At 44.4% G+C, this 11,442-nt stretch carries 11 protein-coding genes, 1 tRNA gene and 1 pseudogene; 4 read left to right on the top strand and 9 right to left on the bottom strand.

What is annotated here, in order from left to right; translation table 11 throughout:
* Positions 1-61 precede the first annotated feature (61 nt).
* Positions 62-796 (bottom strand): 2-phosphosulfolactate phosphatase family protein, encoded by a 735-nt coding sequence (locus IQ274_RS35595; RefSeq protein ID WP_163930222.1) that lies wholly within the window; start codon positions 794-796, stop codon positions 62-64.
* 338 nt (positions 797-1,134) lie between these two features.
* On the opposite strand from IQ274_RS35595, the gene IQ274_RS35590 reads away from it, so the two are divergent.
* Positions 1,135-1,554: a BlaI/MecI/CopY family transcriptional regulator gene (locus IQ274_RS35590; protein ID WP_094329782.1), complete on the top strand. Its 420-nt coding sequence runs from the start codon at positions 1,135-1,137 to the stop codon at positions 1,552-1,554.
* Positions 1,554-2,393, top strand: coding sequence for a M56 family metallopeptidase (locus tag IQ274_RS35585; protein WP_194145153.1), 840 nt, complete (start codon positions 1,554-1,556; stop codon positions 2,391-2,393). The genes IQ274_RS35590 and IQ274_RS35585 overlap by 1 nt, the downstream gene beginning before the upstream one ends.
* Before the next feature lie 55 nt (positions 2,394-2,448).
* On the opposite strand, the gene IQ274_RS35580 is transcribed toward IQ274_RS35585, so the two are convergent.
* From IQ274_RS35580 to IQ274_RS35570, 3 genes are all read right to left on the bottom strand, one after another.
* The gene (locus tag IQ274_RS35580) at positions 2,449-2,790 is read right to left on the bottom strand and encodes a hypothetical protein (protein WP_322745448.1); all 342 of its coding nucleotides are present in this window, start codon (positions 2,788-2,790) and stop codon (positions 2,449-2,451) included.
* 286 nt (positions 2,791-3,076) lie between these two features.
* Positions 3,077-5,533 carry an AAA family ATPase gene (locus IQ274_RS35575; RefSeq protein WP_194145150.1) on the bottom strand — a complete coding sequence of 819 codons (2,457 nt, stop codon included), beginning with the start codon at positions 5,531-5,533 and terminating at the stop codon, positions 3,077-3,079.
* A 2-nt stretch (positions 5,534-5,535) separates the two neighbouring features.
* On the bottom strand, positions 5,536-6,612 hold the full coding sequence (locus IQ274_RS35570; protein ID WP_194145149.1) for an AAA family ATPase: 1,077 nt from the start codon (positions 6,610-6,612) through the stop codon (positions 5,536-5,538).
* Positions 6,613-6,838: 226 nt separating this feature from the next.
* Between IQ274_RS35570 and IQ274_RS35565 the strand changes: the two genes are divergently transcribed.
* Positions 6,839-7,621, top strand: coding sequence for a hypothetical protein (locus IQ274_RS35565; RefSeq protein ID WP_194145148.1), 783 nt, complete (start codon positions 6,839-6,841; stop codon positions 7,619-7,621).
* 1 nt (position 7,622) lies between these two features.
* Here IQ274_RS35565 and IQ274_RS35560 read toward each other — a convergent pair whose 3' ends face one another.
* From IQ274_RS35560 to IQ274_RS35540, 5 genes are all read right to left on the bottom strand, one after another.
* The gene (locus tag IQ274_RS35560; RefSeq protein ID WP_228058618.1) at positions 7,623-8,798 is read right to left on the bottom strand and encodes an aminotransferase class V-fold PLP-dependent enzyme; all 1,176 of its coding nucleotides are present in this window, start codon (positions 8,796-8,798) and stop codon (positions 7,623-7,625) included.
* A gap of 24 nt (positions 8,799-8,822) precedes the next feature.
* Positions 8,823-8,894, bottom strand: a tRNA-Asn gene (locus IQ274_RS35555).
* A 144-nt stretch (positions 8,895-9,038) separates the two neighbouring features.
* On the bottom strand, positions 9,039-9,590 hold the full coding sequence (locus IQ274_RS35550) for an NYN domain-containing protein (RefSeq protein WP_114082779.1): 552 nt from the start codon (positions 9,588-9,590) through the stop codon (positions 9,039-9,041).
* Positions 9,591-9,879: 289 nt separating this feature from the next.
* Positions 9,880-10,557: an ABC transporter ATP-binding protein gene (locus IQ274_RS35545; protein ID WP_163930233.1), complete on the bottom strand. Its 678-nt coding sequence runs from the start codon at positions 10,555-10,557 to the stop codon at positions 9,880-9,882.
* A gap of 13 nt (positions 10,558-10,570) precedes the next feature.
* Positions 10,571-10,843, bottom strand: a complete 273-nt coding sequence (locus tag IQ274_RS35540) for a hypothetical protein (protein WP_012410874.1) — start codon at positions 10,841-10,843, stop codon at positions 10,571-10,573.
* Between the two features lie 352 nt (positions 10,844-11,195).
* On the opposite strand from IQ274_RS35540, the pseudogene IQ274_RS35535 reads away from it, so the two are divergent.
* Positions 11,196-11,442, top strand: a pseudogene (locus IQ274_RS35535) (photosystem II D2 protein (photosystem q(a) protein)); the annotation flags it as partial.

Here is an 11,442-nt window from a genome sequence, read left to right as displayed (position 1 = left end):
ATTCCCCATTCCCCATCCCCCATTCCCCATTCCCCATTCCCCATTCCCCATTCCCCATTCCCTATCCTCTTTTTAAAACTCCCGTCTCTTGTTGTATGGGCAAAACATCTAAAATATCAGTTTGGGAACAATATTTTAAATCATCTAGACAGTCAAGACGCAACAATCGTTGTCCGTGACTAGCTTGGTGGAATAATCCTAATAAATTATCTTGCCACTGAGAGTAAAGAGCGATCGCACCAGCCACTTCATCGTTACCAGCTAGTTCTTCTGGTGACAACTGTGTTTGTTGTAAAATACTATGAGCGATCGCACCCGCACAAACTGTATCCTCTAAAGAAAAACTACCTTCCCAACCGGAACCGACAATCCACACTGTCTCTGGTTGTTTTTCTAGGAGAAATTGCACTACCGCCGCCCGGTTAATCAAGGCAGCTGCTAAGAGATTTGGGGAGTCTTGTACCCGTTGTAAGGCACGAGTGCCATTAGTGGTACTGATAAACAACCGTCGCCCCTGCACTAATTCTGGTGTGCAATCGAGGGGAGAGTTACCCAACTCAAAGCCAGGTACTTTCGCGCCACCGCGTTCTCCAGCTCGCAGCCGTTTTTCAGCGGGCCATTTTTCGCTAACTTCAACTAACTTATCTAAATCGCTGAATACTTGTACAGCTTCGCCTCCAGCTGCCAAAACTGTCGCTATTGTGCTGGTAGCCCGCAAAACATCGACTGCGATCGCACATTCTGGCGCTTTACCCGTTGGAGTCAATTCAGGAGTGTGGTATACAAATAGCTTCACGTGCTGGATACACCTGCTTTAATACAACTTCCGCAAATAACATTCTACCCAGTTGGTGACACTAACTATAGTTACAATTACTCTCAGGGATTTTTTTAGCATCAGAATGCACTATGCAACCCATTCAATATATAATAAACACTCAAAAAGTCTACTTTCATGCTTATAGACTTTCAGACTTACTGCATTATCCTGTAATGTAAAACAAGAACAGGCTTTCTAAAACTGTATTTGGCATTCCAAGTTAGCACCACTACGCATACTGACTAACCTTGCCAAACAAAAACCGAAATTTTCACCTCCACTCCGCTTATCCAAAATCTCAAATCGAAATCGCTATGGCACCTTTACCCGACTACCGCCCTAAACAACTATCTTTAGGCCCCTTGGAAGCGGAAATTTTAAATATCATCTGGGAACTTGGTTCAGCCACAGTCAAGGATGTACACGATCGCATTTTGACTGATCCCAACCGCGAATTAGCCTATACTTCTGTCACCACCGTTTTACGTCGCCTCACTGATAAAGGTTGGTTAGCCTGCGATAAAAAAGAGCGAGCATTCTATTGGCGGCCAATGCTGAGTAAGCAGCAATCAGATGTCATCAAAGCTCATGAGCAGTTACAGCGATTTCTGGCAGTGGGGAACCCCGATGTTGTTGCAGCTTTTGCTGATAGTCTGGATGAAGCAGCTAGTGAGCAAATAGCAGCGATCGCCAAACGTATTCAATCTGCACGCCAGGCCAGGGAGGAAAAATGATGCATCTAATAATGATTTTGAATTCTTTGGCAGTTGCTTGGTGGTTAAGATCCACTTGGAATCAACACCAAGGTAATTGGAATCTGCGGTGGCAGCGATCGCTATTTTTGTTCCTCTTCCCACCCTTGCTAATTTTCATGACTGCGATCGCTGTGCTGTTCATGGGGCCTCAAGGACAAATGGGCGGGATGTATACAGGCTCAATTAGCTATTTACTAGCATTAATTTATTTGGCATTTTTTGCCATTTCATGCATTAAACTTGCCTTCCAAGGTTGGCAGTCTGTAGAATCTGCCCGTAACTGCCCTTTGGTGAATGTTGGCGATAGACGAGCCAGACTGCTGCAAACAGGGGCGTTGTTCGCCGGTCAAATCGGTTTTTGGCAACCAGAACTAGTGGTTAGCCAAGGATTAGTACAAACTCTCTCACCGGCTCATTTAGAAAGCGTCTTAGCCCATGAGCAAGGGCATCACTATTATAGGGATACGTTCTGGTTTTTCTGGCTGGGTTGGGTACGTTCTTGCACTGCATGGTTGCCCAATACAGAGCCTTTGTGGGAAGAACTGTTAGCTTTGCGCGAACTCCGTGCCGACGGTTATGCAGCATTGCAGGTAGACCCTCTGGTGTTAGCGGAATCACTTTTATTAGTAGTTAGTAGCAGCCCCGTCTTATCAGAAATTTGCTGTGCTGCATTAGGTTCCTCTGGTGCAGATCGCTTAGAACAAAGAGTAGAAGCTCTATTAGCACCACCAGAACCAACCCCAGAAGCTCAATTACAATCTTGGCATGGCTTTCTGCTGGCGTTTTTACCTCTACTGACTGTGATATTTCATAGTTAATTTGAATTTATAGCAGGGAAAAGGCAATAGGCAATAGGCAATAGGCCTGCAAGTGCTATAAAAAGCTACTACAGCCCAAAGCTGCAACGGTAGCGACATTTGTTGTATCTGTAGCAACTTCTGCCTTCCCTGTAGTAACTTCCGCTTTAACGTTTCCGTGTTTTGCGCAAGCTGTAGCGACTTCTGCTTTGACGTTTCCGTGTTTTGCGCAAGCTGTAGCGATTTCTGCTTTAACGTTTTCATGTTTCGCGCAAGCTGTAGCAACTTCTGCTTTGACGTTTCCGTGTTTCGCGCAAGCTGTAGTAACTTCTGCTTTGACGTTTTCGTGTTTCGCGCAGGCTGTAGTAACTTCCGTCATGACTGTAGCGACATTTGCATGGAATACAGACCTAAACACCAGCCCCTTCCCTTCTAGCGTTGGGGAGTAAGATTCAAAGTCTCTCTCCTTTTAGGAGCTACGGTGTACACACAAGTCTTCTAAAGTTGCGCCACAAGCTTTTGATCCCCCCAACCCCCCTTAAAAAGGGGGGCAAAAAGCTCTTAAAGTCCCCCTTTTTAAGGGGGATTTAGGGGGATCTAAGACAATTTTGGTTTTCTAGAAAGATGTGTGTACACCGTAGCCTTTTAGGAGAGAGGTCAAAAATTTACTGCACCCAAGCGAGAACCACTATAGGACTGTTATATTACTCTTCTTCTAGCAACTGTTCTATATATTTTTGCACCAAAGGCACTTGAAAAGCATTGCCTTCTGGAATCAAGATTTCTTTTCGCGTTAGTTTGCGAATAACACCTTTGTCTTGCGGTGTGGGAGTTTCCCCATAGATTATCCGGCGCAGGAGAGAGCGATCGCTATCTGTTAAACTCTTCCATAATTCCCGAAAATACTGATCGCCTCGTTCAAGCACAACAGGTATAACTTCTTTAACATCCTGTGCAGTTGCTTTTGCTGTATCTGCTTCTCGCCTGTTTCTTCTGATATCGCGGTTTAGCAACTCCACCACCTCATAACACACCAACTGAACCAGATAAGGTTGACAGCGAGTAAGTTGGATAATTTCATCTACAGCAGTTGGTTCATAAATATCGCTGAAGTTCTCTACTGGCTGTTGAATCAAATCGCGGGCTTCTAACTCGTGCAAGTAAGTCATTCGCAAAGCACGGGTGTTAATTAGATAGTCACTCCAGTAATCATCAAGTTCAGATAACTCCTGCGAACCACTAAAAAGTAAAATCCACTTGCGTTGGTGTTGCAGCAGGTTACGAATAAAATTGAGCGGCGCACGGCTGCTTGTTGTTTTCACTACCTCACCCAGGCGTTCATATTCATCCAAACACAGGAGAAATTGCTTACCGGAGTATTTGCGTTCTATTTCTCCTAACCAAGTTTGCAGCGCGGGAAATGGATCTTCAGCTAGTTTATTGGCATCTGGATTAGGCAAGAATACTTTGCGGGGTAATCGCCGTGCAGCTTCGATAATTTGTTGAGCTAAATTTTCAGCCAATCCTTTTAACGTTGTGGCTGATGCTGCTCCTTGTAAATCTACCAGCAAAGGTACAATATCTGAGCCAATTCTATAAGGTAGATATTTCAGCGCTGAGGTTTTCCCTGTCCTCCGCCCTCCATAGAGTAACAACACTGGCGGTTGCTCAGAAAGCGTTAAAGATTCGATTTCCCGAAATATATCAATTCGCCCTTTGAAACGATTTTTTGCTGTTTCCGGGTCTAGCGAGTTACCAGCAATATAAACTTGCCGAATTTCTTTTGATCGCTGTGCCTGTTCTTCTAAAGTACGCTGCGCCGTCTCTAATATAGTTAGCCAGCTTTGTGCAGCGTTGCCAAAAGAGACAGCAACGCGAGCATAAGGAGCATAAGCTAGACTTTTCCCCAGTTGGCGTAATGCAGTGATGGGAATATTCAGTAACTCATATTGACGATAAAGTGAAGTTGCTTCCTTTGATGCCCGTGCATTGTGGCTGATTTCCAAAAATTGGGGCAGTACAACACCAAGTTCCCTTGGCGGTGGTGAGGGAATCCACACTAGTTGGTTGGCAATTTCTACAATATCGCTCAACCTCTGACAACGATTGAGAATATCTACAGCAATACCAGAAATTGCCTGTGCTGCAACTTTTTGCTGGTTGGTGGAAGAGATTAGATAATTAATAGTCTCACGGGCAGCGATTGGGTTCTTTCGATAAGCCTCTACAATCATCACATTCATGAAAGGCAGAGGCAAAATAATCAATTCATCAAAGCGAGGCGGCAGATATCGCAAACAATTGACCCGCTTGCCATTAGCAGAAACAAAGAACAAGATGAGTATCCACAGTAATTCTGGCAACCAGAAGTAAACCCGCAACACACCCAAAATAAACGCCACGCCTTCTGCCACGCCTAGCGCCACGCCTAGCGCCACGCCTAGCGCTACGCCTCCTGCCACGCCTACCACCACGCCTACCACCACGCCTACTACCACACCTCCTTCCACGCCTCCTGCTACGCCTACCACCACGCCTACCGCCACGCCTAGCGCCACACCTAGTGCTACACCTAGCGCCACGCCTAGTGCCACGCCTAGCGCCATGCCTCCTGCCACGCCTAGCGCCATGCCTCCTGCCACGCCTAGCGCCATGCCTCCTGCCACGCCTAGCGCCATGCCTCCTGCCACGCCTAGCGCCATGCCTCCTGCCACGCCTACCACCACGCGGAACGCCACGCCTGATAAAAATTGATATGCCAAAAATATGCTAAGGACAGCAACAAAGATAATAACTAGCCTATTTTCATTACTGCCACGGTCTATAACCCTTCCTATAAACCAGCCTGTCAAAAAAACACAGCTTATGAACCAGTTAAATGATTCACCACTAACCAGAATGTAAACTGGTGCTACCAGCAACATGGCAAATATTGGGACTACAGCAGTTAGCCACCGAACTTGCCCAGCATAGCGGCGTAGGCGGGGGTTAGTACGAAACTCAGCCCGTTTATCAAAGGGGTTATCTCTCGGTTTCAATTCTGGATGGATATCGCGCAGCCAACGTTCAAAGGTAAAAGGTTTGAAGTAACTCCAATACAGCAGGCGCAAGCATTCAGCCACATAATTCCAAAAGCCTGATGCTGGAGACGTATTACTCATTGCTACTTTATCCCCAGCTTGTCACGCACAAAATCCCAAACTTCATTCCAGCGCACCACACCCACCAAAACCAAAACTGGTAAAAGCAGCATGACTAACCCAGTAATCCAGTTGCCGATATCACCTACAGTTACACCAATGAATTGGGGTATCTTACCTAGACGCACTGGTAAATCCCAAACTAACCAACGCAGCCATAATTGCCATTGCTGTCCGTTGGATGGGGATTTAGCTTTAGTGAGCTGTTGTTCAAACTGCTGTTTCGCCCACTTGATTGCCTTGCCTTGTTGACGTGCTTCCCACAAATAGTAACCAGCCAATTGCAACTTGTAAGGATGACGATTACCCCACTGCTGGGCATGACTCTGTTCATCTACACTCAAAGCAGCACCAATTGTAGAGCGAGTTGGTAAGCGCGACAGTTCAATAGCCTCATCTGTAGTTAGTTCTTTCAAAGAAATAGTGTGACCAATATTAAAAAAACTAGAGACAAATCGATGCTCATTAGCATAAACATCCAGTTTTTTACGGGAAGCTACCACTAGCATCAAGGCGTTGCTATCCATCAGCGATCGCAAATTGTCATAAAATCCATTATCGAATTTATCGGGATATTTCAAAAGGCTTTCAAAATCATCCAAACAGAGGACGGGTAGCTTTCCTTGCTGTTTCCATTGCTTAACCGCATCTGAAAATGCTTGACGATTAAGCGGTTTAGTCTTCCAACAATTTTGCAGACTGCGTTGTTGCCATCCCGGAACGTGACTCAGTAAACCTTCAGCTACAGCCTCATAGAAACCCGTTTCAGTCTGGCAATCTACACCCCGTAACGGTAGGTAAATTACCACATAATTACTGCTGTTGTTTAATACTCGCTGCTGCCAAGTCAGAACAAAATAATGCAGCAACGAAGATTTACCAATGTGCTTCTCACCAACTATATTTATACTTGTAGGCTGATCGCCCTTCATCCGAGATGCGATCGCGTGTAATTCATCTTTACGACCGACAAACAGCCTGGGGTCTTCAATCATCCCCGCAGCTACAAAAGGATTGGCAGGCAGCGCTCCAGAAGTCATGTAAAGCGTTATCCTAGTTTCAGCAATTTAAGTGCAATCACCTAAAAGAATAGCACTAGCCCGATAATGTCTTTGCGATCTAGTTCTTGGGTATGTGGTTTTGCCATATCATGACAAGCCACAAAGCTTTTTAACACGAGATTTAAAACTAAATCATTTCAATCTGTGATACGGAAATCTAAATTTTATGTGTAGGCTGCTTTGAGTAAAGATTACAGTTACAACAATGAAACTCAAAATCTTAGAGCAAACTTCAACATTATTAAAACTACAACTTAAGCCAGCAGCCATCCTCTACTGGTTCTTTGGCGGATTCTTTATAGCAGGAGGCGTTTTGTTGATAACGACACTGGCAAAGACAACTACTTTTACTTGTAATCGGGTTGAACCTACTCAAGAAAGTTGCCAATTAATCACCAAAAGTATTTTAAAATCTCAAGTTAAAACTTGGAATCTCAAAGAGGTGATAGGTGCAAAACTAGACACTAGTACGACTGCTGGGAATAGTTATCCCTTGGTACTTGTGACAAGTAATGGTTCAATTCCGATAGATTTAGTAAATGCAGACAGCACTCAGAAGGAATCTAAGGCTGCACAAATTAATGCCTATCTTAAAAACTCACGAGAAGCAAAATTAACGATTCATGAAGATAGTCGTTTGTGGACTTATCCTCTAGGTTTATTTTTGATTGCAAGTGGTGCTGTTTGCATTATTTATATGCTGATGAATGGCACAATTATTTGCATTTTCGATAAAACCCTTGACAAAGCAACTATTAAACGTGAAGGTTGGTTCGGTAAAGAAGTAGTTGAAGCTAAACTTTCAGAAATATCAGGGCTGAATATGGATGCAGTCGCAATTGACACAGTAACAGGCACAAGTTCAACCAGCTACAATATTGTCTTAAACTTGGTATCTGACAAGAATATTTATTTGGCTGCTGGCCCAATGTTTACTGCTAAGAGTGCAGAACAGACTCTTAATGCGATCGCTAGTTTCCTAAACTAGATTAACAGCACAATCCCTTTAACACCTTTGCCAAATACTCATACTGCTCTAAAGTATTGTAAATCTGTGCCGAAATCCTTACCAACAGCCGAGGTTTTTCCGGCCACGGCATCACCTGCACTTGAATACCAAACTTATCAAACAATTCATCATGTATAGACATGAAATCGCGTTTTTCCAAAGTCGCAGGCATTGGCACAACCGCCATTGAACCAATCATCTCTTCTGGACAAGGCGGCTGCACTTCCAACGCTTCACAAATTAGCTGTCTTCCCTGCAACACTAGCTGATGATTTTGCTGTCTCAATTCTCTCCACCCACCAGGTAGCAACGAACCCATAAAAGCGATCGCTTCTGGCACACACATATAAGCTGTAGGATCGTCTGTACCTGTCCAGTCAAATTCCAACTGAAAGCGGCTTTTATCAGTGCGTGGCGAATTTGTCCCGTGGCTAATTGTCAGAGGACGAATTTCTGACTGTTTATCTCGCCGCACATACAAAAATGCTGCCCCTTTGGGCGCACACAGCCATTTATGACAATTTCCCGTGTAATAAGTTGCCCCAATCTCTCGCAAATCGAGGGGAATCATTCCAGGCGCATGTGCAGCATCTATCAACGTATCTACACCCCGTTGTTGCAACTCCTTCGCCAACTCTTGAATCGGGAAGATTAACCCTGTCTGGCTGGTAACATGATCCAAAAGTGCTAATCGGGTTTTTGGTGAAACTCGCTCAATTACCGCTGCGATTACTTGCTGTGGCGAGTCAATCGGGAAAGGAACTTTTGCCACCACCACCCGCGCACCAGTGCGACTGGCAATAAAATCAAGTGCATTGCGGCAAGCATTATATTCGTGGTTAGTTGTAAGTATTTCGTCCTCTGGTGAAAATGTCAGCGACCTTAACACCGAATTAACGCCAGTCGTCGCATTGGGGACAAATACCAAATCCTGCACATCAGCACCCACAAACGCCGCCAACTTACTTCTGGCATCGTCTAGCAGAGGTTCCCACTCTCTACCAAAAAAGCGTAGGGGTTCCTGTTCGAGTTGCGATCGCAATCTTTGTTGAAACTCCAGCACTTGTTTAGGACAAGCACCAAAAGACCCATGATTCAGAAACGTCACAGCCGAGTCAAGCGACCATAAGTCTGTAATGGATAATCTAGAATCCAAAATTTAAAATCCAAAATTGATAAACTCCCCAGGCTGGATTCGAACCAGCGACCAATCGATTAACAGTCGATCGCTCTACCACTGAGCTACTGAGGACCACTCACGATTTATAATCTTAGGGCTAAAAATAAGATTTGGCAAGTACTTTCGCCAATATTTTTTTTAGATGCTTAATTTAGATAATTTTTGTAGCCAAAATCCATTCAGGAACTTAAGCAGAGACTCTTAGATACTAAATATCTACTGTAATCCCATTCGTAATTCAGCCAGACGCTGCCGTGCTTTAGCATCAATAGCATTAGCTAAAAATCTACTCTTCGATTGTTTGCGCGTATGATACTTTTGTCGCATCCGGCAGACAGTAGCTTCCACTTCCCCACAAAGTTGTTGCGCCGACAACCATTCAGCCCCATACCCCTGTATCATCAACTGCTGCGCCCGATCTGATGTAGCAACAATCACACGAGAAATTAAAGATTGGGCTATTTGGTGACGAAAAGAAGCACAGGATTTTTCAATATAAGTATCTGCTGTCTGCCCAAAATCAGTGTAATAAACTGATAAAAGCTCAGTAATTATTTCTTTATTGCTAGAAGAATTCTGATATTGGGCATCAAAAACTATCTGAGTTGTATAACCTTGAAACGCACTATAACCAGTCATTGCTTCCACAAGTTCGCCCCGTGCGGCCTCTAATCCAACGCTATCACGCGTTTTTTTAAGGCAAGGCCAAGCGCCTATTATATTGTAGCCGTCCACTAACAAAACGGCTTGGAGTAAGGAACGGGGCATGGTTTTTAATCACAATTTTCTAGAGTTAACAAAATTCATTCATAAGTTTTATAATAATTGATGCATTGTCTGTAACACTATGCTACATAGAATAAAAAATACGGCAACCTCACAAAACTACAACCTAAGATAGACGCACCAACTTAAAACGCGCCTTTTAAATAAAGGCGCGTTACAGTTCTTTTTTAGTAGTATTTCAGTAGTGCTAAGTACAATTTATTGTACTTATTCACTCAGCACTCATTACTCAGCACGGGCTAAACGCCCCGCTATCGCTAACAGCACTTAATTAGGAGGCTTCGCTGTGTACCTCCATCAGACGTTGTTTAAGGCGTTGGGCTTCACCTTTATCTACCAGAAAGCCTTTTTCTAGCAAAAAAGCGCCGTCACAGTAATTTAACTCGTCTAATCGATGTGTTACCCACAAGGCTGTTATCCCTCGACTTTTGACAAGGCGACGGACACTAGCAACTAAATCTAACTGGCTATCTGGATCTAGTAAGGCAGTGGGTTCATCTAATAATAAGACTTCACAGCGACGGGCGATCGCACCTGCGATCGCCACTCGTTGTTTCTGTCCCCCAGAGAGTGCATAAATAGGTCGTCGTTGGAGGGTAAGCAAATTCACCGCTCCCAGCGCCTCCTCAACCCTGGCTCTAGTGGCAGCAGGTGGCAACTTTTCTTCCACCAATCCAAAAGCCACATCAGCACCAACCGTTGGCATCACTAGTTGATGATCTGGATTTTGGAAAACAAAGCCAACGGGGTGCAAAACCCGAATTTCCCCAGATTCAGGAGCCAATAACCCCGCCAGTAGTCTAAGTAACGTTGATTTTCCACTGCCATTTGTACCCAAGAGCATCCAAAACTCACCCTTGGGTACTTCTAAAGAGCAAGATTTGATAACTTTCTCTCCATTTGGCCAACTGAAATTTAAATCCTTGACCTCAATGCCCACTTGAGCCATTTGTCAACCTTGGTTACTCAGCAGCTACAGCGAAAAATCCAGGTGGTCTGCCACCACCAGGGGTTGTACCATCTTTCTGAACAATCTGCACCCCAGAAATTTCACTAGCGCGGACAGCAATTTTTTTCTCTGTCTTGCCTTCACACTTGAGTTCCACAATGTCAGGATTCCCAGAACGGATTGCTGCCAAAATTAGCTGATAGACAGCCTCAGCATCCTCTGCTGACTTACGTTGTACCGAAATAGGGAAAGCAGTGTTTCTGATGCTTAAATCGATGGTAAACATTTAGCAATAATCAAATTTAACTGTGGACTCATTTTAGCGTCAGCTGAGTGATTCTAGGGAAAAGGGCATTGGAAGAGGCAGAGGGGCAGGGTGCAGAAGCAAGGGGGAGAATTCAAATTACCTCTTTCCTCTCTGCTCATCTGCTTTATCTACCTCATTTGGATAAAAAATTAATTTTTATTACAAAACCCCTAGAAAAATTAGCGATTTACACCTAATATGATTAAAGGTGTGTAAAAAATTGTAAACTTGGTTAACAACCCGGTTAACTTTCTGCTTATAGAAGGCTTTTATTTCGCCATCTATAATACAGATACAACCTGTACTTATAAACATTTGGAGATTTGCTCTAATGACCATCGCAGTTGGACGTGCCCCTAGTAGAGGGTGGTTTGACGTTCTAGACGACTGGCTCAAGCGCGATCGCTTCGTATTCGTAGGTTGGTCAGGGATACTGTTGTTCCCCTGCGCTTTCCTAGCACTAGGCGGTTGGCTGACCGGCACCACCTTCGTCACCTCTTGGTATACCCACGGATTAGCCTCCTCCTACCTAGAAGGTGCTAACTTCCTAACAGTGGCAGTATCCACCCCCGCCGACA

The organism is Nostoc sp. LEGE 12447, assembly GCF_015206985.1.
Taxonomy (GTDB): domain Bacteria; phylum Cyanobacteriota; class Cyanobacteriia; order Cyanobacteriales; family Nostocaceae; genus Nostoc.
Note: the sequence above shows the minus strand (reverse complement) of the source record. Positions and strands in the feature narration are given on the sequence as shown.